This window comes from Deinococcus sp. LM3 (genome assembly GCF_002017875.1).
In the GTDB taxonomy this organism is placed as follows: domain Bacteria; phylum Deinococcota; class Deinococci; order Deinococcales; family Deinococcaceae; genus Deinococcus.
Map to the genome: position 1 here is coordinate 163,091 of NZ_MUFV01000001.1, position 19,444 is coordinate 182,534.

Below are 19,444 nucleotides of genomic sequence, written 5' to 3' on the forward strand. Positions count from 1 at the left end.
AGTAGGCCACCCTGCCCACCGCCTCAGTCCAGCAGCGTGTGCCCCGCTGCCCGCAGGGCGTGGGCGGCGCGGTGCAGGTCGGCCTGCGCCACCAGAACGTAGTCGGTGTTGAAGGTGGACAGCGCGAAGATGCCCACGCCAGCGTCCCGCAGGGGATCCAGGACACTGGCGAGGATGCCCGTCAGGGTGAACGCGAACGGGCCGTGCAGTTTCAGGGCCGCCCAGCCACGCTGCGTGGTCACGCCGGGCGGAACGTTCGCGGCGGGGCACACGACCGACAGTTCGTCGCGGACACTCATGACGCACCACAGGTCGCCCGTGAACGCCCAGGCGGGCGCGGCGCTTCCGGCGGGAAGCTGCGAGACGGCGTACTCGCCGGGCACCACGGACAGCGTCTGGGACATGGCGGCAGGATAGCGCCCTGCGCCCCAGGATCCGGGTGTGGGTCATACGGATTCCGTTTGTTTCGCCGACAATCCGGGACTTCACCGGATTGCCAGCTCCACGTCCGGAACCCGTTTCTCTCCCACTCGCTTCGCTCGGATTGAACGGTCTTTGCAGCCCCTTCAATCGGAGTCCGTATCAGTCCCCTGTGTCCAGCAGCAGTCTGGGCCTGAATTTCAGCCCGTCGGCCGCCACGAGGTGCGCGGGGATGCCGCCGACGTGCCGCATGCTGCGTTCCACCGGTACGCCGTGCAGGTGTCCGTACACGATCAGGTCGGGGCGGGCGTCGTCGATGACGCGGGTGATGGGGTTGGCGGGGTACGGGGGCGTGGCGGGCGGGTAGTGCAGCATCAGGATCAGGTGGTCGCCGGGTTGCCGCAGGGCGCGGGCGGCTTTCACGCTGAGGCTGAGGCGTTCGGCCTCGCGGGTCAGGAGGCGGGTGTCGTCGTCGCTCAGGGGGTCGTGGCCGGGCGTGAGCCAGCCGCGCGAGCCGCACACGACGACGTTCTCCACGCGCACGGCGTCGTTCACGACGGCCAGCATGCCGGGAGGCAGCGCCGCGCGGAGTTTCGCGGCGGTGGGCCACCAGTAGTCGTGGTTGCCGCGCAGCAGGACCTTGGTGCCGGGCAGCGCCGCGACGGGCGCGAGGTCGGTCATGGCGTCCGGGAGGCGCATGGCCCAGGACAGGTCGCCGGGCAGCAGCACGAGGTCCTGCGGGCGAACGAGTTCCCGCCACTGGTCGAAGATGGCCTGCGGGTGCCCGGCCCAGTTCGGTCCGAAGACGGTCATGGGTTTCGGGGTGACAGTGGCGAGGTGCAGGTCGGCAATGGCGTACACGCGCATGGGGTCTGGGTCGTCTCCGGGCTCGGGCGGGGGGGCGAAGGGGCGGGGCGGGTAACAGAAGGGCCCCCCGCAGGATACGGGAGGGCCTTCTCTTCTGATGATGGTCGGGGCGAGAGGATTCGAACCTCCGACCCCGTCGTCCCGAACGACGTGCGCTACCAGGCTGCGCTACGCCCCGAACCCGACCACCGCCCGGCTGTTGCTGGGCAGGGGGTAGTCTACGCGGCGTCCTGCGGGGTGTCAAGCGCGGCGGGGCGGGTCATTCCGGGTCGTTCCAGTCCTCCGGGCTGTCCCCGGGGGCGTCCAGCAACTCCTCTTCCGGGTCCTCCCCTTCCGGCAGGCTGGCGACGTGCTCGCGGATGGCGGGCCAGATGACGTTCCCGGTAAAGCCGCGCCGCGCCAGGAACCCGAAGGCGCTGGCCTGCGGATCACGCTTGCGGGCAAAGGACGACCAGCGGCGTTGCAGGAGTTCGCGCACGACCTGCGTCTCGTCGTCGGGGTCGCGGGCGTCCACGGTCTCGCGAATCAGGTCGTCGGTCAGGCCGCGGCGTTTGAGAGTCTGACGGACGCGCAGTTCTCCCACGCCGCGCCGCGACCCTTCCACCCGCGCGACCTGCGCGTCGTCCTGGTAGCCGAGTTCCTGCACGCGAGCCAGCACCTCGGCGATCAGGTCGGGGTTCTCGCTGCGTTTCTCCAGTTTGGCCCGCAGTTCCGCCTGCGTCAGCGCCCGCTGGCCCAGGGCGCGGAAGGCGTAGCCGATCAGGGCGTCGCGCTGCTCCTGCGGGGTGCGTTCCCGCGCGGGCCGGGCGGGCAGCGTGTCCTCCAGGCCCACGTCGGGCGTGCGGGCCGGGCGGCGTCCGGGTCTGTATCGTCCGGTCATGCCCGACAGTATGCCGCTTGCCACGGCCCGCAAAGGCAGGTATAGTCACGAGGTTGCCCACCCCGCGCGGGTGGCAGCCCGGACCCGTTCGCCCAGCGTGGCGCGCAGGTCCGGCGCGCCGGAAGTACCGCGAAGTACCGCGTCCGGACGCTCGTGTTCCCCCGCGTGGGAACCGCCCCGCACCGCCAGACCGGCGGCGGGAGAAAAGGAGAAATCACATGGCCCTTCGTCACAAGTCCGCCCAGAAACGTCACCGCCAGAGCCTCAAGCGCCGCATGACCAACCGCAGCCGCAAGAGCACCATCAAGACCTTCACCAAGAAGGCCGTGGTGGCCGCCCAGACCGGCGCCGAGGACCTGAACACCCTGCAGGCGCGCGCCGAGAGCCTGATCGACAAGGCCGCCAAGGGCAGCACCCTGCACAAGAACGCCGCGGCCCGCAAGAAGAGCCGCCTCGCCAAGGCTATCAACAAGGCCAAGGCCGCCCAGCAGGGCTGAGCCCACAGGCAACGCGAAACCCCGTCCCACCCCAGCGGTGAGGCGGGGTTTCGCGTTGCCTGTCGCAGCCGAGCCGCGAAAAAGGCGGCGACTCCCACCCTCGGGAGTCGCCGCCTGCCTGACGCTGCTCTGGCTGGTGCTTACTTGACCGTAACGCGGATGGCGCAGGTGCCTTCCTGCCCGGCGGTCAGGCGCGCGATATTCCAGCGGACAGCGGTGTACTCGCTGGGTTTGACCTCGACCTTCTTCTGCACGGTCTTGCCGTTCTCGGTCACCGTCACGGTCTTCATGAGGGGCGCGGCGGCGAAGGTCTTACCGTCGGTGCTGTACTGCGTGGTCACGCCGCCCACCGTGCAGGTCGCCCGCTGGAAGGTGGTGGCCGGGTCGACTTTCATGTTCAGGACGATGCTGCTCAGGACGCCCTTGCTGACGTTCTTGAAGGTCTGCGTGAGCGACAGGACGCTGCCGGGCACGACCTGAGTCTTGCTGGCGTCGGTCAGGACCTCAACTTTCTTGCCGTCGCGGGTTTCCTGCGTGACGACCAGGTTCGCGGCCGTCAGGGTCAGGGGGCTGGGGGTGGTGGCGGCGGCACCGGCGAGCGTGCCGAGAACAGCGGCGCCGAGCAGGACAGTACGGATCAGGTGGGACATGGTGGAACCTCCGAAAGTGAAGTGCGCGCAGGGGGGTGGGGGCGGCGTCCGGTCTGTGGGCGCCTGTGCCTTCCATGATTACTGCGGGCGTTCATGAGCTGCGTGGGGGCCGCTGGGGGCATTCATCCCCCACTGCGGCCCCCCGGCGGTCAGATTCAGGTCAGCGGGCGACCGCACCGCGCGTCTCGACCACGCCGGCCAGCACGCGGGCGATCTCGTGGATCTCGGCGGCGTCCTGGCCCTCGACCATCACGCGGATCAGGTTCTCGGTGCCGCTGGGGCGCAGGTTCACGCGGCCCTTGCCGTGCAGTTTCGCCTCGGCGTCGGTCACGGCGGCCTGCACGGCGGGGTCCACGGCGATGGCTTTCTTGTCGGCCACGCGCACGTTCACCAGCGTCTGCGGGTACATGACGAGGTCGTCGTGCAGCTCGTCGAGCGTGGTCTGCGTGGCGCGCATGCTGGCCAGCGTGAGCAGCGCGGTCAGCACGCCGTCCCCGGTGGGCGACACGTCCAGGAACAGGATGTGACCGCTCTGCTCGCCGCCCAGCGTCAGGTGCTGGTCGTGCAGGCGCTCGTGCACGTAGCGGTCGCCGACGGCGGTGCGTTCCAGGGGGATGCCCGCCTCGTTCAGTTTCACCTCAAGGGCCATGTTCGCCATGATGGTGGTCACCACCGCCTTCTCGCCGCGCGCGCGGGCGTTCAGCAGCAGCATGTGGTCGCCGTGCACGACGTTGCCGCGGCTGTCCACGAACAGGGCGCGGTCGGCGTCCCCGTCGAAGGCGACGCCCAGGTCGTACTTCCCTTCGCGCACGATGCGTTGCAGGTGGTCCAGGTGCGTGCTGCCGCACTCGCGGTTGATGTTGCGGCCGTCCGGGGTGGTGTACACGGCGAACACATCAGCGCCGGCCGCCTGGAAGACCTTCGGGCCCACGCGGTACGCCGCGCCGTTCGCGCAGTCCATGGCGATCCGCAGGCCGCTCAGGTCCGGGGCGTGCGCCTTGAGGTAGTTGACGTACAGGCGCTCGGCCTCGGCGTAGTTGGTGACGCCGCCCAGGTCCACGCCGGTCACGGGTGGCAGGGTGTCCACGCCGTCGATGGCGGCCTCGATCTCCAGTTCGGTGGCGTCCCGGAGTTTCTGGCCGTCCGCGCCGAAGAACTTGATGCCGTTGTCCTCATAGGGGTTGTGCGAGGCGCTGATGACCACACCCGCGTCGGCGTTCAGGTGGCGGGTCAGGTAGCTGACGCCGGGGGTGGGCAGGACGCCCACGTGGATGACGTTTACGCCCCGGCTGGTCAGGCCGGCGGCCAGGGCCGCTTCGAGCATGTCGCCGCTCTGGCGGGTGTCCTTGCCGATCACGACGCTGGCGCGCGGGTTCTGCTGTTTGAGGACCTCACCGGCCGCCGCGCCGAGTTGCATGACCCAGGAGGCCGTCAGGGGGAAGGCCCCCGCCACGGCGCGCACGCCGTCCGTTCCAAAGTACTTCCGTTCACTCATGATGAGGCCCATCATACGCGTGGGAGTGCCGTGAGTACCTGACTCATACGGATTCCGTTTGTTTCGCCAACAATCCGGAACTTCACCGGATTGCCGGCTCCACGTCCGGAACCCGTTTTGCTCCCACTCTGCGGAGCAGCTCTACGAGTCGCTTCGCTCGGACCCAGCGGGCTTTGCAGCCCCTTCAATCGGAGTCCGTATCATGACTGACCAGCGGGAACGGTCTTCTTGCACCGGGTTCAGTCCCGGCAACCCGGCGGGGCGCAGCCGCGTACCGGAGGCATGAGTGGATTCTCTGGCGGGTCGTTTTCGTTCAGTCGCAGCGGACGTGGTGGCGGTCTGGGTGGGCTGCTCGGCGGGCGTCACAGCCGCAGCAGTTTCAGCGGGGGCCGCGCCCATTACGGACGGCGCGGGCACTACCGGCAGCGGCGCGGCGGGTGCCTGGGCTGCCTGGGCGTGGTCGCGCTGGTGACCGTCACCGTGGCGGGCGGCGCGGCAGGCCTGCTGACGCTGCTGGCCTGATGCGCGCAGGGCCGGCCGCCGCGCTGGCCGACACGCTGACCGTGCTGCGCGGCGACGGGCCGGTGATCCTGCACGCCCGCCGCTGGCCGCGCGACCTGCACGCCCTGTTTCCGGGTGCGGGCCGCCCGCTGGAAAGCTGGGTGGGTGAGGGGGCGGCCTTCGCACGCTTCAACGCAGGCGGGGAGCCGCTGTTCCTGAAGTTCATCCCGGCCGGCTGGCGGGACCGCCGCGCCTGGAAACGCCTGACGCGCGAGGCGGCGTACCTGCGCGACCTCGCGCCGCTGTCGCCGGTGCCGCACGCTCCGTTCCGACACGCGGCGCAGTCCGCGCATACGCCGCACGCGCACCTGCTGACCCGCGACCTGACCGAGGAGACGACCGGCTGGGGGGCGTTTGAGGACGACGCGGCGCGCGGCGCGGCCCTGCTGGAGATCGCGCGGCTGCTGGCACGGCACCACGCGTTCTGGGCGGGTCCGGGGCAGGCGGCGCTACGCGGCCCGTGGGCGTGGCAGCTGGAGCGGGTGCTGGAGCGCGCCGCCCGGATGCACGCCGGGCTGGCAGCAGGCGGTCTGAGCGGCCCGGACGGACGGCCCGCGCCGCTGCCAGAGCCGGTGGTGCGGGCAGCGCGGGAGGCCGCCGGGCAGCTGCCGGCGCTGCTGGCGGCGGCCCCGCTGACGACCCTGGTCCACGGCGACATTCACGCGGGGCAGGTGCTGTGGCGCGGGCCGGAGCCGGTCCTGATCGATTACGGGCAGGTGCATGCCAGCGTGCCGGGCGAGGACCTCGCGCACCTGCTGGCCGTGCGCCTGGACGCCGCCGACCGCGCCCGCCTGGGCCCGGAGCTGCGCGGCGCGTACCGGGATGAACTGGCCCGCTGCGGCCTGCGCCTGACGGATACGGAACTGGCGGCGCAGGAACGCGCGGGACTGGCCCTGAATCTGCTGTCGGTGGTGCGGCAGGCCGCCCGCACGCCGGAGCGGGGCACGGCCGAGGCGGCGCTGAAGGTCACGGCTGCGTGGGTGGAACCGGCCGGGTGAGGATCAGTCCGCTCCCAGGAAGGCGCGCCAGCGGTCGAGTTCGCGGTCCAGCGAGCGGGTGAAGGTGCCGGTCTGTCGCACGCCGGGCACGAGGCCCAGATCCGTGTGCAGCTGACCTCCCTGCGCGCTCAGGTTCGCCCAGCCCACTGCCCGCCCGGCGTGCAGGACTGGCAGGGCGTAGTACCCGAACTGGCGTTTCGGGGCGGGCGTGTACGCCTCGAAACGGTACGTCCAGCCGTGCAGGTGCGCGAAGCGGCGACGATCCCACACCAGCGGATCGAAGGGATTCACGATCCGCACGCCGCGCGGCGCCGGGGCCTGCGCGGGGTCCTGTTCAGGCAGCCACACGTACGTCAGGCCGTCCACGCGGGCCGAGTGCAGGTCGTCCTGCACCGCCGCCCGGAACGCGGCGCGCAATTGCGGCAGCAGGTGCGGCAGACCGTAGTGCGACAGGCCGATCAGGTACCCCAGGCTCGCCTGCGGCAGCGGCCCGTACAGCCGCGCGAGCAGATGCACCACGCCCCGCAGCCGCTCCGGTTCCGGCAGGGGCGACTCGCGCAGCGCCCGCAGGTGCGGGGCCGGGCCGTACAGCCGCACGCCCCCCACGCGCCGCGTGACGCGCAACTCGCCCCGGCGGTGCAGCACGTCCAGCGCGCGGGTCGTGGCGCTCGACTGGCCGCCCCAGGCGTTCACGGTACGGCCCTGACCCAGCCGCAGCGCCACCTCGCGCGGGTGCACTTCCTCGCGGCCCTGCACGGCGGCGCGCACCTCGGGCAGCAGGTCGGGGTGCGCGGCCTCCAGGCGGGTGGGCGGCACCTCACGCGGATGCAGCAGCGCCTGCACCGCCCGGGGCATGAAGCCGTAGTTGGGCAGCATGTCCTCCTCGGCGTCCAGGGTCGGGTACAGCCGCTCCAGATGCCCGGCACGGTAACCGGGCACGCGGGCCATCAGGGTCAAGTCCTGCGCGCGGGCCGGCGAGCGGATCGGGTCGGCCTGCACGAAACCCATCGCGTTCAGGGCCGCCTGCACGCTCCGCTGCGGTTCCAGCGTGCGCGCCGCCGCCGCGCGCAGGGCTGCCAGGGTGGGATCGAGAGTCACACAGCCAGGGTAACGTGCGGGTACGACGCAAGGGAGGGAGGCGGACCAAGTGGCCCAGCCTCCCTTTCCTGCCCCTGCTGACTCCTGCGTCTCCTACGGATTCCGTTTGTTTCGCTGACAACCCGGAACATCGCCGACTTGTCAGCTTCACGTCCGGAACCCGTTTCTCTCTCACTCGCTTCGCTCGGATTGAACGGGATTTTCAGCCCATTCAATCGGAGTCCGTCTTACTTGATGCTGCCGGTCAGGCCGTTGGGGTAGAAGCCGCCCTTGGTGGCGTTGGGGGCCAGGTAGACGATGTTCAGCACTTCACGGGTGGAGCGGCCGAAGGCGACGCCGTTCCTGTCGGCGGGCGCGACGATCATGTTGCCGGCGTTGTCGCTGAGGCCCTGGTCTTTCATGCCGCCGACCGAGCCGCGCAGGTTGCTGATGGCCTGCACGACCTGCCCGACGTACAGTCCGGCGGCGGCGCTCACCTGACGCTGCTGGTACAGCATGGTGCGGATGGCGCCGCCGTGGTACGCCTCGACGGCGAGGATGCCGGCGGCGGCCTGCAGGTACGCGGGGTTGGTGATCAGGGTCGCGGCGCCGTTGTAGGCGGTGACACCCACGTCCTCGAAGATGAACGCGCCGTGCAGGAAGAACAAATCGTTCAGGAAGGGGTTGAATCCGTCGATCTTCCCGCCGGACGCGGCCTTCCCGGCGGCGCGGAACGCCCCGTTCAGGTCGATGACGGGGCGGGGGGCGGCGGCCTTGCCGAGCGCGCCGGACAGGAACTTGACGTGCTGCAGTTCGTCCTCGGCGATGTCGCGGGCCAGGGCCTGCACGTTCGCGTCCTTGAAGTTCATGCCGCGGCTCTGGTCGAGGCCGGCGGGCAGGATGATGTTCGCGCCGCCGCCGATCCGGCGCAGTTCGTCCACGCGGCCCACGGCGGCGAGGTAGAAGGCGGCTTCGAGGTACTCGAGGTTCAGGGCGAAGTTCAGGACGGCCCCGTCGATGTCCTTGGCGGGCGCGGCGGCGGCGGTGCCGCTGGTGGCGGCGAGGCCCATGGCGGCGGCGCCCATGCCGATCTTGCCGAGGAAGCCCATGGCGGCGCGGCGGTTCATGGTGTCGGCGTTCGTGGCGGCGGCGATGATCTGTTCGGTGCTGGTGCGGTTATCCATGGTGGTCTCTCCTGTGGGCGCAGTGACCCGTGGACGTCACGGGCGTGACGTTCCGCTGGGCGGCTGCTGGCTGGGGTGTTCGGGTGGAACCGGCGGCTTTCCGGTGGGGGCCGCGCGGTTCCTTCCTGACAACCGGGTATATGCGGCGCACTCCGGATCGGATCAGGCTCCCGGCGTAACATGAACGCGCCCTAAAGAAGCGGGCTGATCCGGGCAGGCGGGCGGTGCGGGCGCGGCGGCTAGAGTGGGGCGCATGACAGCCTCTCCCACCCTGTTCGAGCGGATCATCGCCCGCGAGATTCCCAGCCAGATCGTGTTCGAGGACGAGCACTACATCGCCATCCGCGACATCGCGCCCAAGGCACCCATCCACCTGCTGGTCATTCCGAAGAAGGTGTCGGCGCGGGTGGACGAGATCACGGACGCCGCCGAGATGGGCGAGCTGTGGCTGACCGCCACGCGGGTCGCGCGGCAGCACGCGCAGGATTACCGGCTGGTCGTGAACTGCGGCCCGGGCGGCGGCCAGATGGTGTTCCACACGCACGTGCACATCCTGGCCGGGTGGGAGAACGGCCCGGCCGACGACACGGGCCTGGGCCAGTGACCGCCCCCACGCATGGCCCGGCGCTGACCGGCACCTTCGACGCGGTGCTGTTCGACCTGGACGGCGTACTGGTGGACAGCGAGGCGCTGGCGGCGGACGTGTGGGTCCGCACGCTGGCCGAACACGGCCTGCCGCTGCCCCTGAACGACTTCGCGCACCTGGCGGTCGGGCAGACCTTCCCGAACGTGCTGGTGCGCCTGAGCGACCTGCACGGCTGGACGCCCACCGACGCGTTCCTGCCCACCCTGGAAGACCGCTTCAACGCGGCCTTCGACACCCTGGACGCCATCGAGGGCGCGCGCGCCACGCTGGAAGCCCTGCGGCGGGCGGGCGTGCCGTTCGCGGTGGGCAGCAACAGCGAACGCGGGCGGCTGCACATGAAACTCGCCTCGGCGGGACTGGCGGGGCTGGTGGGCGCGCACGCCTACGACCCGTCGTGGGTGGGCGGGCGCGGCAAGCCGGAACCGGACCTGTACGCCTTCGCCGCCGCGCAGATCGGTGCGGACATCACGCGCTGCGTGGTCGTCGAGGACAGCGTTCCCGGCGCCACGGCGGGCGTGCGGGCCGGCGCGACCGTGATCGGCCTGCTCGCCACCGGGCACGCCCACCCGGACGACGCCGCGCACTTGCTGGCCGCCGGAGTCAGCCGCGTGGTGACCTCGCACACGCAGTTGCAGGAGGCGCTGGGGCTGGCCGTTCCGGTCTGATACGGACTCCGATTGAATGGGCTGCAAAGCCCGCTGGGTCCGAGCGGATGCGACTCGTAGAGCTGCGCCGCAGAGTAGGAGAAAAACGCCCCTCCAGGCGTGGAGTTGGCAACCCGGCGACCTTCCGGGTTGCCAGCGAAACAGACGGCAGTTCGTATGAAGGGCGGGGCGGCCGGTGGCCCTGCTCCCCCTTGACAGGAAACTCTACATATGTTGTTAATGGGGTATGCCGCGCCCACCCAACTCCAGCCCCCACACGAAAGCCGTCCTGCACGCCCTCCAGCAGACCTACCCCGCGCACACCTACGGCTACGACCTGAGCAGAAGCACCAACCTGAAAAGCGGAACCCTCTACCCCATCCTCCAACGCCTGCACGAACAGGGCCACCTGGACGCCCAGTGGGAAGACTCCCCCCACCCCGGCAGACCCCCCCGCCACATCTACCGCCTGACCCAGAGCGGCCTGCAACTGGCCCGCGACCGCCACGAACCGGGCACCGCCACCCACACCACAGGAGCCCTGACATGACCCCCGAAGAATGGAGAACCGGCATGCAGAACGAAGCGGACAGCACCGAGGACGCCCGCTGGGCCGCCCAGACGCGGCGGGCCGCCGCCCTCCTGCCGCGCCGGACCGCGCCCGGTGACGTGCTGTTCGCAACCGGGGCTGCTCTGGGCGTCACGGTGTCCCTGGTGGGCCTGATCCTGGCAGCGCACCTGCTGACCGGCGCAGGCACACGCGTCCCGAGCCCCTCGCAGGAGTGGTGGCTGGGCCTGAACGCCGGCCTGATCCCCCTGATCGCCGGGATGATCCTCGCGGCCGACCGAACGCGGCCCGGCGCGGTGGCCGCCGCGTTCCTGACCACACCGCTGTGGTGGGGCCTGCTGTCGCACCTGCCTGGAGTGTCGGACCTGCTGCCCGGCTGGGCCGCACAGCCTCCCTCCCCCGCCGCACTGATCCTCGCGGCCCTGGGAGTCACGGGTCTCACGCTGGGAGGCATGGGCCTGTACCGGCGCGTGCAGGTCGGCTGGACACGCCTGCGGAACCCCTCGTGACGCCCGAAGAGTGGAGGGCCGCCATGCGCAACGAGGCCGACAGCGTGAATGACCAGTCGTGGGCCATGCAGACGAAACTGGCGGCGGGACGGTTCGGGTGGCGCGGCGCGGGTGTGGCAGCGGCCGTGTTCGCCGGGCTGGGCGTGGGCCTGGTGGGGCTGACCCAGTTCTTCTGGCAGCACGATGCCCCGGATCAGTTGTGGCTGGGCGTGATGGTCGGGTCGGGCGTACTGGGCGCCCTGCTGGGCCTGCGCCGTGTGGGGCCGCTGGAGGCCGGGGCGGGCGCGCTGGCGTTCCTGCCGGGCGCGTGGCTGGCGTTGGTGGCGTTACAGGCCACGCTGGGTGACGCAGCCCCGCGTGATCCGGGGGTGGCCAATCAGGGGGTGACGGTGCTGGCCGTGATCGCAGCGTGCGCGGCGGGGAGTGTGCAGAGCTGGGCTGCGGTGCGTCGTTCCCGCACCGTCTGAATCCGTGACGAGAGCGGGCCGACCTGAAATTCAGGTCGGCCCGCTTCTGTTCGCTTACGCCAGCGGGAGTTCGATCATGCCGCCCGAGTCCCCGTCCTTGCCTTCCATGCGGGCGGTGACGGCCAGTCCGGTGGGCGTCTGGGCGAGGCCCCCGTCGGCGGTTTCGCGCAGCGCGGCGGGCATCATGCGGCCCACGCTGGCCATCGCGCCCAGGACCTCGTCAGGGGGGATGAAGGATTCCAGTTGCGCCAGCGCGAGTTGCGCGGCACTCACGGCGTGCACGGCGTAGAAGGCGTTGCGGCTGACGCAGGGGACCTCCACGTACCCGCCGACGGGGTCGCAGACGAGGCCGATGGTGTTCATGAGGGCCATGCTGGCGGCGTGCACGGCGGCGCGGGGCGTGCCGCCCATCAGTTCGACGATGGCGGCGGCGGCCATGGCGGCGCTGCTGCCGATCTCGGCCTGACAGCCACCCGCCGCGCCGCTGATGAACATGCGCTTTGAAATGGCCTTGCCGATCCCGGCGGCGAGGATCATGGGACTGACCAGCCGCTCGTCCGGGATGCCGAGGTGGTCGGCCACGCCGATCAGCGCGCCGGGAATGGTGCCGGCACTGCCTGCGGTGGGGGCGGCGACGATGCGGCCCATGCGGGCGTTCTCCTCGTTTACGGCCATGGCGTAGGCCTGCACGCGGCGCAGCAGGGGCGCATTCAGGGCGTCCGGGGCGTCCCAGAGGCCCTTGGCGTTCCAGCCGACCATGCCGGTGATGCTGCGGGCGTCGCTGCTCAGGCCGCGCTGGATGCTGTCGCGCATCTCGCGGATGCGGCGCAGCATCTCGGTGCGGATGTCGTCGGGGTGCAGGCCGGTCTCGGCGCAGTCCTGCGCGAGAATCCACTCGGAGGCGGGGGCGGGGGCGTTCAGGATGTCGTCGAGGGTGGTCATGGGTTCCTTCGGTGAGGCGTGAGGAGCGTGGGCATCGGGAAGTGGCTCCCATCCTAAGGCCGGACCTGTCTAGCCGAATCAGCGCCGCATGAGGTCGTCCGTGCCGCCCGGACAATGTACGGTGCAGCCGTGAAGCTCCTGCTGATCCGCCACGCCCAGTCGCAGAACAACGTGATCGAGGACCGACCCGACTACGTGCAGGCGCGGCAACCCGACCCGCCCCTGACCGCGCACGGGCACGCCAGCGCCCGGCAGTTCGCGCAGGACGCCGACCTGGGCGGCGTGACGCACCTGTACACCAGCCTGATGCTCCGCGCCGTGCAGACCGCCGCACCCATCGCCGCGCGGCTGAACCTCCCCGCGCACGGCATCGAACGGGCCTACGAGTACGGCGGCCTGACCACCGGCCCCGCCGGAGGCTTCACTCCCGTCACGGGCGGCGACCACGCCAGCCTCAGCGCGCACTGCCCGGCGCTGATCTGGCCTGCGCACCTGACCGGGCAACCCTGGGACGGCGGGGCGGAGGCCTGGGAGGAACCCCTCTTCCACGCCCGCGCCACGCACGTCCTGACGGAACTCCGCACCCGACACCACGCCCAGGACCGGGTCGCGCTGGTCACGCATCACGACTTCGCCGGGGCGCTCATCCGTGCCGCGCTCGGCTGGCCCGTCACCGACACACCGCCGACCTTCCACCTCGCGCACCTGGGCACCGCCCTCCTCGACCTGCCCGCAGACGGCCGCGTGGGCGGACTGGAGTGGCTGAACCGGTAAGGGAACCCATCACCCCCAGCCCCTCTCCCCTGGGGAGAGGGAGGGAGTCGCGGAGCGACGGAAGGGTGAGGGGTCGCCTACGCCTCCCGCGCCACGCGCAGCAGTTCTCCACTGCGGACCATCTTCACGATCTTCAGGAGATCCGGGCGGTAGTAGCGGTCGCGGGTCATGTTGGGGATGTGCGCCCGGATGTGCTCCCAGGCGGCCTGCGCGCCCCGCCCGGCGTGGAGGTTCTGGAAGTCGAGGGCCTGCGCGGCGCACAGCAGTTCGATCCCGATGACGTTCTGCACGTTCTCCAGGATGGCGCGCAGTTGCCGGGCGCCGTGCGCGCCCATGCTGACGTGATCCTCCTGGTTCGCGCTGGTGGGAATGGTATCCACGCTGGCGGGGTGCGCGAGGACCTTGTTCTCGCTGACGAGGGCGGCGGCGGTGTACTGCGCGATCATGAAGCCGCTGTTCAGGCCGCCCTGCGGCGCGAGGAAGCCCGGCAGGCCGGACAGGGCCGGGTTCAGGAGCTGCTCGCAGCGGCGTTCGCTGATGCTGCCGAGTTCCGCCACCGCGACCTTGAGCGCGTCGATGGTCACGGCGAGCGGCTGCCCGTGGAAGTTCCCGCCGCTCACCACGTCGCCGGTGTCGGGGAAGATCAGGGGGTTGTCGGTCACGGACGCGAACTCGACGGCCAGCACCCGCTCGGCGTGCGCCAGGGCGTCCAGGCTCGCGCCGTGCACCTGCGGCGCGGCGCGCAGCGAGTACGCGTCCTGCACCTTCCCGTCCCCCACCGCGTGTGACGGCGCGATCTGCGAATCGCGCAGGAAGGTACGCAGTTCCTCGGCCACCCCGACCGCGCCGGGGTGGGGGCGCAGGCCGATCACGTCCGGCTGGAACGGTCGGTGAGAGCCGTACAGCGCCTCGACCGTCATGGCTGCCGCGAGGTTCGCCGTGCCCAGCAGCGTCCGCGCGTCCGCGACCGCCAGGGCCAGCAGGCTCCCCATCAGCTGCGTGCCGTTGATCAGGGCCAGACCCTCCTTCGCCTGCAGGGTCAGTGGACTCAGGCCCAGTTCCGCGAGCACGTCCGCACTCGGCCGCACCTGCCCCCGGAACTCCATGTCGCCCAGCCCGATCAGGCCCAGCGCCAGATGGGCCAGCGGCGCCAGATCCCCCGACGCGCCCACGCTCCCCTGCGCCGGAATGACCGGGTGCGCCCCCGCGTTCAGCAACGAGAGCAGTAGCTCCACCACCTCCGGCCGCACGCCGGAATGCCCCAACGCCAGGGACTGCGCCCGCAGCAGCAGCATCCCGCGCACCACCTCGGCCGGCAGATTCTCCCCCACCCCGATCGCGTGCGACAGGATCAGGTTCAACTGCAACTCCTCCAGGCCCTCACGCGGCACCTGCACGGACGCGAACTTCCCGAAGCCCGTGTTCACGCCGTACACCGCCGCCTGACCGTCCACGATCCGCTCGATCACCGCCCGCGCACGAAGAATGCGCTCCCGCGCGGCATCGGCCAGCTGGACGGCCTCGCCGCCACGCACGACAGACAGGAAATCAGACAGGGACAGGTGTTGATCGAGAATCACGGGGGCTCCTTCGGAGGGTTGATAGGGGATGGTCGATGGTTGATAGAGGTGGCTCAGACGGGACTTCCGCTGACGAACACGTTCCGGACCGGGTTTGCGCCCAGCGTGTAGGGCAGGTCGCGCCAGTCGGGGCTGTGCAGGGCGAGGAAATCGGCCCGTTGGCCGGGGGTGAGGGCCCCCCGGTCACTCAGGCCGAGGGCGGCGGCGGCGTTCACGGTGCAGGCGGTCAGCGCCTCGGCAGGCGTGAGGCGGCACAGTCGCACTGCCAGCGCCAGCGCAAATTGCGTGCTGAACACGGGCGACGAACCGGGATTCAGGTCGGTGCCCACGGCGACCGCCGCGCCCGCGTCGATCAGGGCGCGGCCCGGCGCGGCGGGCAGACCCAGGTGCAGCGTCACGCCGGGTAGGATGGTCGCCACGGTGTTCGACGCGGCCAGCGCGGCGATCTGCGCCGGGCCGCTCGCCTCCAGGTGATCCACGCTGAGCGCCCCCAGCTCGCACGCCAGTTCCGTGCCGCCGATGGCGTGGAACTGATCGGCGTGCAGCTTCGTTTGAAGGCCGTGTGCCCGCGCAGCCTGGAGGATGGCGCGGGTCTCATCCACCGTGAACGCCTCGCGCTCGGTGAACACATCCACAGCCGTCGCCAGCCCCTCACGCACCACGCCGGGGATGAGGTCGTGGCAGACCGCCTGCACGTACTCCGCGCGGCCCCCGGTGGGCGGGACGTGAATCAGGAGGGTCGGCACGAGCCCGAATTCAGACTGGAGGGCGCGGACGGCGTAGAGCATCCGCCGTTCGGCGTCGAAATCCAGGCCGTACCCGCTCTTGACCTCAATAGTGGTCGCGCCGGACTCCCGCAGTGCCCGGAGGCGGGGCCGGGCGAGTGCCACGAGTTGGTCGACACTGGCGGACCCGGTCGCCCACATGGAGGAGCGGATGCCGCCGCCCCGCGCGAGGATCTCCTCGTACGGGACGCCCTGCACGCGAGCCTCGAAGTCCGCAAGGCGATCGCCAGCCCAGACCGCGTGCGTGTGTGGATCGATCAGGCCGGGCACGACCGCCACGCCGCCCAGGTCATACTCCTGCACCATGCCGGGAGCGTCGGCGCACGGGCCGACCCAGCGGATCACGCCGCCCGACACGAGCATCGCCGCGTCGGGGATGACGGCTAGGTCGCGCATGGCCGCGCCGCGCTGCGCACCCGGTGCAGGCGTGACGAGCTGGCTGATGTTCGTGAAGAGAGTTTCCCTCATCGTGTCCACCCCGGCTGCGCGGAACCGAACTCGTCCACGGCGCACAGCGTCTCCATGATCAGCCGCGCCATCAGCAGTTCGCTGCGGCCGGTGGGGTCGAGGTTCGGGGCGAGTTCCACCACGTCCAGCCCGACGATGGTGTTGTGCCGCGCGGTCTCCGATAGGATCCGCAGGCCCTGCGCGTAGGTCAGGCCGTCCGGTTCGGGGCTGCTCGTGCCGGGGATGACGCTGGGGTCGAAGGCGTCCACGTCCACACTGAGGTACACGTTCTTCCCGCGTGGCAGGCGGGCCAGCACGCCCGGCAGATCGCCCGCTACGTCCGTCATGGGGATCAGGGCGTGCCCCCGCGCGCGGGCCGCTGCGACCGCTTCCGGGTCGAAGCGCAGCCCACGCAGGCCAACCGTCGTGATGTGCACGAGGTTGGGCAGTTCCTCGCAGGCGCGGCGGAAAGGGCTGCTGTTGCTGTAGCGGGTGTCGTTGCGGCTGTCCGTGAAGTCCAGGTGCGCGTCCAGCTGCACCACATGCAGGTCCGGCACGCCCGCGAAGGCCCGCAGGATCGGATACGTGACGCTGTGATCCCCGCCCAGGAACACCGGCAGACTGCACCGGTCCCGCACGGACTCCGCCGCCGCGCTGATCCGCTCCCGCGCCAGTTCCGGCTCCAGGCTGGGCAGCACCACGTCCCCCGCGTCCGCGAAGGTCACGCCCGCCAGCCTCGTCACGCCGTCCAGGCCCGTGAAAGGGGGCACGCTCCGCAGGCTCGCCTCCCGCAGGGCACGCGGGGCGAAGCGTGCGCCGGGGCGGAAGCCCAGCGCGATATCGAAGGGGATGCCGAGCACGGCCACGTCCGCCGTCCAGTCAGCATCAGGCTGCACGATGGGTGCGCGGGCGAAGGTGGATATTCCGCCGTAGGGCAGGTGTGTGGGCTGGGTCATCGGCAGAACCTCCGGTTGGTCGGAACACCCGTGATGGTGTACTCACCGAGGGGGCGGAGCGACGGAACGTGGAACCGCTGCACGATCAGTCCCACCGTGTTCCCGGCGGGAAGGGTCGCGACGCACACCACGCCCGGTTTCACGTCCAGCGCCTCCATGCCCGGTAGGACGCGGGTGCGCAGGCCGCCGCTGGTGTTCCACAGGCGCAGGGTGTTCCCGCCGCGTCCCAGCAGGTACTGCCCGTCCGGCATCCAGGTCACGTCGAACACGTCACCGTTCTTCAGCGGCAGGACACGACCATCTGGCTTCACGAGATGAACGACGATGGGGTCGTGCTTGGGGTTGTTGGAACTCTGCCGGAACAGCAGGGCGTGAAACCGGCCGTCCAGGCTGGGCTGGCGCTGATCGAGTTGCCATTCCATCCACCCGCCATCCGGGTGAGGGTCAGGGGCCGGGGCGCTGACCGAGACCACCCGGCCGCCGATCAGTGTCACCGGGTAGGCGGGAGGGGTGGGGGGCGTGTCGGTCTGCGCGTGGGCCAGCGCGCCGAGGGTCAGGGTCGTGGCAACGGCTTGCCGAAGCAGGCCTGAGCGGGCAACAGGAGTGTTCATTCTCCGGACTGTATGCCGAGGCTGGGGAGGTCGAGGCCGCGTTCCCGCGCCACGTTCAGGGCGTGGTCGTATCCGGCGTCGGCGTGGCGGATGACGCCCATGCCGGGGTCGTTGGTCAGCGCACGGCTGAGTTTCCGGGCGGCTTCCTCGGTGCCGTCGGCGACGATGACGAGGCCACTGTGCTGTGAAAAGCCCAGGCCGACGCCGCCGCCGTGGTGGAAGCTCATCCAGCTGGCGCCCGACGCGATGCCGACGCCGAAGTTCAGGAGGGGCCAGTCGCTCACGGCGTCGCTGCCGTCCAGCATGGCTTCCGTCTCGCGGTAGGGGCTGGCGACGCTGCCCGCGTCGAGGTGGTCGCGGCCGATGACGATGGGGGCTTTCAGGCGGCCGTCGGCGACCATCTCATTGAACAGCCGCGCGGCCCGGTCGCGTTCCCTGTAGCCGAGCCAGCAGATGCGGGCGGGGAGGCCCTGGAAGGCGATCTGGTCGGCGGCGTACGTCAGCCAGGATTGCAGGCGTTCGTCGTGCGGGAAGAGGTCCAGCAGCGCCCGGTCGGTGGCGCGGATGTCCTCGGGGTCGCCGCTCAGGGCCACCCAGCGGAAGGGACCGCGCCCCTCGCAGAAGGAGTCGCGGATGAACGCGGGCACGAAGCCGGGGTAGTCGAAGGCGTTCTCCACGCCCGCTTCCTGCGCGCGGTGGCGGAGGTTGTTGCCGTAGTCGAACGCGACCGCGCCGCGCCGCTGGAGTTCGAGGATGGAGCGGACGTGCGCGGCCATGGCCTCGTAAGCGCGGCCCTTGTACTCGTCGGGGTGGTCGGTGCGGAGTTTGTCGGCGTCCTCGTCGGGCGCGAGGAGGGGCAGGTAGCCCCACATGGGATCGTGCGCGCTGGTCTGGTCGGTGATGAGGTCCGGGGTCCAGTTCATCGTCACGAGCTGCGGGACGAGGTCGGCGGCGTTGCCCTGCACGCCGATGGACCGGGCGACGCCCTCGGCCTTGTACCGCTCGGCGCGGGCGATGGCGTCCTCCAGGCTCGTGGCGACCTCGTCGAGGTAGCGGGTGTCGAGGCGTTTCTGGATGCGCGTCGGGTCGATCTCGATGGTGATGCTCACACCCCCGGCGAGTTTCACGGCCAGCGGTTGCGCGCCGCCCATGCCGCCCAGCCCGGCGGTGACGGTGACGGTGCCCCTCAGGCTGCCGCCGAAGTGCTTGCGGGCGGCCCCGGCGAAGGTCTCGTAGGTGCCCTGGAGGATGCCCTGCGTGCCGATGTAGATCCAGCTTCCGGCGGTCATCTGGCCGTACATCATCAGCCCGGCCTGGTCGAGTTTGTCGAAGGTCTCCCAGTTCGCCCAGTGCGGCACGAGGTTACTGTTCGCCAGCAGCACGCGCGGCGCCCACTCGTGCGTCCGCAGCACGGCGACGGGCTTGCCGGACTGGATCAGCAGCGTCTCGTCGTCCTCCAGCCGGTCGAGCGTCTCCACGATCCGGTGGTACGCATCCCAGTTGCGCGCCGCCTTGCCGCGCCCACCGTACACGACGAGGGTGTCGGGATGCTCGGCGACGTCCGGGTCGAGGTTGTTCATCAGCATGCGCTTGGCCGCCTCCTGCACCCAGCCCTTCGCGGTCTTGTGTGGGCCACGGGGGGCGCGGACGACGGGAGCGGGTTCGGTAGTGGGCTGGGTCATGGGGGGTCCTCCGGGGAGTGGGGGCTGTGAACTCTGAGCCGTGAGCTGTGCGTTGGGGCAAAGCTGAAGCACAAGCTTCAGTGGTTGTCCTCAGAGCCCATCGCTCAGAACTCACAGCCCATTTCTGTGCCGCCATCTTCCATCCGCCATCTGCCTCCCGCAATCGCCTTTTCCGGTCTGCCCGGAAAGCGACCCGCCTCCCTT

At 70.7% G+C, this 19,444-nt stretch carries 22 protein-coding genes and 1 tRNA gene; 9 read left to right on the top strand and 14 right to left on the bottom strand.

Annotated elements, in window-relative coordinates:
* Positions 1-23: 23 nt before the first annotated feature.
* The 4 genes from BXU09_RS00740 to BXU09_RS00755 all read right to left on the bottom strand — a co-directional run bounded on the left by BXU09_RS00740 (position 24) and on the right by BXU09_RS00755 (position 2,167).
* Entirely contained in the window at positions 24-404 is a 381-nt protein-coding gene (locus BXU09_RS00740) for an ACT domain-containing protein (protein WP_078299682.1), read from the bottom strand.
* 178 nt (positions 405-582) lie between these two features.
* Positions 583-1,287, bottom strand: coding sequence for a metallophosphoesterase (locus tag BXU09_RS00745; RefSeq protein WP_078299684.1), 705 nt, complete (start codon positions 1,285-1,287; stop codon positions 583-585).
* Positions 1,288-1,388: 101 nt separating this feature from the next.
* Positions 1,389-1,465: transfer RNA gene (locus tag BXU09_RS00750), tRNA-Pro, on the bottom strand.
* Between the two features lie 81 nt (positions 1,466-1,546).
* Positions 1,547-2,167: a RecX family transcriptional regulator gene (locus BXU09_RS00755; protein WP_078299687.1), complete on the bottom strand. Its 621-nt coding sequence runs from the start codon at positions 2,165-2,167 to the stop codon at positions 1,547-1,549.
* 218 nt (positions 2,168-2,385) lie between these two features.
* On the opposite strand from BXU09_RS00755, the gene rpsT reads away from it, so the two are divergent.
* Positions 2,386-2,664 carry a 30S ribosomal protein S20 gene (gene rpsT, locus BXU09_RS00760; RefSeq protein ID WP_055363480.1) on the top strand — a complete coding sequence of 93 codons (279 nt, stop codon included), beginning with the start codon at positions 2,386-2,388 and terminating at the stop codon, positions 2,662-2,664.
* 140 nt (positions 2,665-2,804) lie between these two features.
* Here the strand turns inward: rpsT and BXU09_RS00765 are convergent, their stop codons facing one another.
* Both BXU09_RS00765 and glmM read right to left on the bottom strand, forming a co-directional pair.
* Positions 2,805-3,314 (bottom strand): hypothetical protein, encoded by a 510-nt coding sequence (locus tag BXU09_RS00765; protein WP_078299691.1) that lies wholly within the window; start codon positions 3,312-3,314, stop codon positions 2,805-2,807.
* Between the two features lie 160 nt (positions 3,315-3,474).
* The gene (gene glmM / locus BXU09_RS00770) at positions 3,475-4,809 is read right to left on the bottom strand and encodes a phosphoglucosamine mutase (protein WP_078304487.1); all 1,335 of its coding nucleotides are present in this window, start codon (positions 4,807-4,809) and stop codon (positions 3,475-3,477) included.
* Positions 4,810-5,091: 282 nt separating this feature from the next.
* Here glmM and BXU09_RS00775 point away from each other — a divergent pair, with 282 nt between their 5' ends.
* Positions 5,092-5,331, top strand: coding sequence for a hypothetical protein (locus tag BXU09_RS00775; protein WP_078299696.1), 240 nt, complete (start codon positions 5,092-5,094; stop codon positions 5,329-5,331).
* Positions 5,331-6,368 carry a phosphotransferase gene (locus BXU09_RS00780; RefSeq protein WP_078299700.1) on the top strand — a complete coding sequence of 346 codons (1,038 nt, stop codon included), beginning with the start codon at positions 5,331-5,333 and terminating at the stop codon, positions 6,366-6,368. Before BXU09_RS00775 ends, BXU09_RS00780 begins: the two co-directional genes overlap by 1 nt.
* A gap of 3 nt (positions 6,369-6,371) precedes the next feature.
* Here BXU09_RS00780 and BXU09_RS00785 read toward each other — a convergent pair whose 3' ends face one another.
* A complete protein-coding gene (locus BXU09_RS00785) occupies positions 6,372-7,466 on the bottom strand; it encodes a crosslink repair DNA glycosylase YcaQ family protein (RefSeq protein ID WP_240500865.1) in 1,095 nt (364 codons plus the stop codon).
* A gap of 227 nt (positions 7,467-7,693) precedes the next feature.
* On the bottom strand, positions 7,694-8,629 hold the full coding sequence (locus tag BXU09_RS00790) for a ferritin-like domain-containing protein (RefSeq protein WP_078299703.1): 936 nt from the start codon (positions 8,627-8,629) through the stop codon (positions 7,694-7,696).
* A 253-nt stretch (positions 8,630-8,882) separates the two neighbouring features.
* Here BXU09_RS00790 and BXU09_RS00795 point away from each other — a divergent pair, with 253 nt between their 5' ends.
* The 5 genes from BXU09_RS00795 to BXU09_RS00815 all read left to right on the top strand — a co-directional run bounded on the left by BXU09_RS00795 (position 8,883) and on the right by BXU09_RS00815 (position 11,463).
* Positions 8,883-9,233 (top strand): histidine triad nucleotide-binding protein, encoded by a 351-nt coding sequence (locus BXU09_RS00795; RefSeq protein ID WP_078299707.1) that lies wholly within the window; start codon positions 8,883-8,885, stop codon positions 9,231-9,233.
* Positions 9,230-9,940: an HAD family phosphatase gene (locus tag BXU09_RS00800; RefSeq protein ID WP_240500868.1), complete on the top strand. Its 711-nt coding sequence runs from the start codon at positions 9,230-9,232 to the stop codon at positions 9,938-9,940. Before BXU09_RS00795 ends, BXU09_RS00800 begins: the two co-directional genes overlap by 4 nt.
* Positions 9,941-10,166: 226 nt before the next feature.
* On the top strand, positions 10,167-10,469 hold the full coding sequence (locus tag BXU09_RS00805) for a PadR family transcriptional regulator (RefSeq protein ID WP_078299711.1): 303 nt from the start codon (positions 10,167-10,169) through the stop codon (positions 10,467-10,469).
* A 23-nt stretch (positions 10,470-10,492) separates the two neighbouring features.
* Positions 10,493-10,996: a hypothetical protein gene (locus BXU09_RS00810; protein ID WP_078299715.1), complete on the top strand. Its 504-nt coding sequence runs from the start codon at positions 10,493-10,495 to the stop codon at positions 10,994-10,996.
* A 23-nt stretch (positions 10,997-11,019) separates the two neighbouring features.
* Positions 11,020-11,463 (top strand): hypothetical protein, encoded by a 444-nt coding sequence (locus BXU09_RS00815; protein WP_078299719.1) that lies wholly within the window; start codon positions 11,020-11,022, stop codon positions 11,461-11,463.
* Positions 11,464-11,517: 54 nt separating this feature from the next.
* Here the strand turns inward: BXU09_RS00815 and sdaAA are convergent, their stop codons facing one another.
* Positions 11,518-12,405, bottom strand: coding sequence for an L-serine ammonia-lyase, iron-sulfur-dependent, subunit alpha (gene sdaAA, locus BXU09_RS00820; protein WP_078299723.1), 888 nt, complete (start codon positions 12,403-12,405; stop codon positions 11,518-11,520).
* Between the two features lie 129 nt (positions 12,406-12,534).
* Here sdaAA and BXU09_RS00825 point away from each other — a divergent pair, with 129 nt between their 5' ends.
* On the top strand, positions 12,535-13,179 hold the full coding sequence (locus BXU09_RS00825; protein ID WP_168174533.1) for a histidine phosphatase family protein: 645 nt from the start codon (positions 12,535-12,537) through the stop codon (positions 13,177-13,179).
* Positions 13,180-13,256: 77 nt separating this feature from the next.
* On the opposite strand, the gene hutH is transcribed toward BXU09_RS00825, so the two are convergent.
* The 5 genes from hutH to hutU are packed head-to-tail and all read right to left on the bottom strand — an operon-like array spanning position 13,257 to position 19,240.
* Complete coding sequence (gene hutH / locus BXU09_RS00830; RefSeq protein ID WP_078299730.1) at positions 13,257-14,759, bottom strand: histidine ammonia-lyase; 1,503 nt, start codon at positions 14,757-14,759, stop codon at positions 13,257-13,259.
* Between the two features lie 53 nt (positions 14,760-14,812).
* Positions 14,813-16,012, bottom strand: a complete 1,200-nt coding sequence (gene hutI / locus BXU09_RS00835) for an imidazolonepropionase (RefSeq protein ID WP_078299734.1) — start codon at positions 16,010-16,012, stop codon at positions 14,813-14,815.
* Positions 16,009-16,947, bottom strand: coding sequence for an arginase family protein (locus tag BXU09_RS00840; protein WP_078299738.1), 939 nt, complete (start codon positions 16,945-16,947; stop codon positions 16,009-16,011). Before BXU09_RS00840 ends, hutI begins: the two co-directional genes overlap by 4 nt.
* Positions 16,944-17,558, bottom strand: a complete 615-nt coding sequence (locus BXU09_RS00845) for a hypothetical protein (RefSeq protein WP_144011915.1) — start codon at positions 17,556-17,558, stop codon at positions 16,944-16,946. The genes BXU09_RS00840 and BXU09_RS00845 overlap by 4 nt, the downstream gene beginning before the upstream one ends.
* Entirely contained in the window at positions 17,555-19,240 is a 1,686-nt protein-coding gene (gene hutU / locus BXU09_RS00850) for a urocanate hydratase (protein WP_078299747.1), read from the bottom strand. Before hutU ends, BXU09_RS00845 begins: the two co-directional genes overlap by 4 nt.
* Positions 19,241-19,444 lie beyond the last annotated feature (204 nt).

What these genes read in the sequence shown, in the direction of transcription:
- BXU09_RS00740 (WP_078299682.1), bottom strand. Translation starts at nt 404, where the DNA reads ATGTCCCAGACGCTGTCCGTGGTGCCCGGCGAGTACGCCGTCTCGCAG.
- BXU09_RS00745 (WP_078299684.1), bottom strand. Translation starts at nt 1,287, where the DNA reads ATGCGCGTGTACGCCATTGCCGACCTGCACCTCGCCACTGTCACCCCG.
- BXU09_RS00755 (WP_078299687.1), bottom strand. Translation starts at nt 2,167, where the DNA reads ATGACCGGACGATACAGACCCGGACGCCGCCCGGCCCGCACGCCCGAC.
- rpsT (WP_055363480.1), top strand. Translation starts at nt 2,386, where the DNA reads ATGGCCCTTCGTCACAAGTCCGCCCAGAAACGTCACCGCCAGAGCCTC.
- BXU09_RS00765 (WP_078299691.1), bottom strand. Translation starts at nt 3,314, where the DNA reads ATGTCCCACCTGATCCGTACTGTCCTGCTCGGCGCCGCTGTTCTCGGC.
- glmM (WP_078304487.1), bottom strand. Translation starts at nt 4,809, where the DNA reads ATGAGTGAACGGAAGTACTTTGGAACGGACGGCGTGCGCGCCGTGGCG.
- BXU09_RS00775 (WP_078299696.1), top strand. Translation starts at nt 5,092, where the DNA reads ATGAGTGGATTCTCTGGCGGGTCGTTTTCGTTCAGTCGCAGCGGACGT.
- BXU09_RS00780 (WP_078299700.1), top strand. Translation starts at nt 5,331, where the DNA reads ATGCGCGCAGGGCCGGCCGCCGCGCTGGCCGACACGCTGACCGTGCTG.
- BXU09_RS00790 (WP_078299703.1), bottom strand. Translation starts at nt 8,629, where the DNA reads ATGGATAACCGCACCAGCACCGAACAGATCATCGCCGCCGCCACGAAC.
- BXU09_RS00795 (WP_078299707.1), top strand. Translation starts at nt 8,883, where the DNA reads ATGACAGCCTCTCCCACCCTGTTCGAGCGGATCATCGCCCGCGAGATT.
- BXU09_RS00805 (WP_078299711.1), top strand. Translation starts at nt 10,167, where the DNA reads ATGCCGCGCCCACCCAACTCCAGCCCCCACACGAAAGCCGTCCTGCAC.
- BXU09_RS00810 (WP_078299715.1), top strand. Translation starts at nt 10,493, where the DNA reads ATGCAGAACGAAGCGGACAGCACCGAGGACGCCCGCTGGGCCGCCCAG.
- BXU09_RS00815 (WP_078299719.1), top strand. Translation starts at nt 11,020, where the DNA reads ATGCGCAACGAGGCCGACAGCGTGAATGACCAGTCGTGGGCCATGCAG.
- sdaAA (WP_078299723.1), bottom strand. Translation starts at nt 12,405, where the DNA reads ATGACCACCCTCGACGACATCCTGAACGCCCCCGCCCCCGCCTCCGAG.
- hutI (WP_078299734.1), bottom strand. Translation starts at nt 16,012, where the DNA reads ATGAGGGAAACTCTCTTCACGAACATCAGCCAGCTCGTCACGCCTGCA.
- BXU09_RS00840 (WP_078299738.1), bottom strand. Translation starts at nt 16,947, where the DNA reads ATGACCCAGCCCACACACCTGCCCTACGGCGGAATATCCACCTTCGCC.
- BXU09_RS00845 (WP_144011915.1), bottom strand. Translation starts at nt 17,558, where the DNA reads ATGAACACTCCTGTTGCCCGCTCAGGCCTGCTTCGGCAAGCCGTTGCC.
- hutU (WP_078299747.1), bottom strand. Translation starts at nt 19,240, where the DNA reads ATGACCCAGCCCACTACCGAACCCGCTCCCGTCGTCCGCGCCCCCCGT.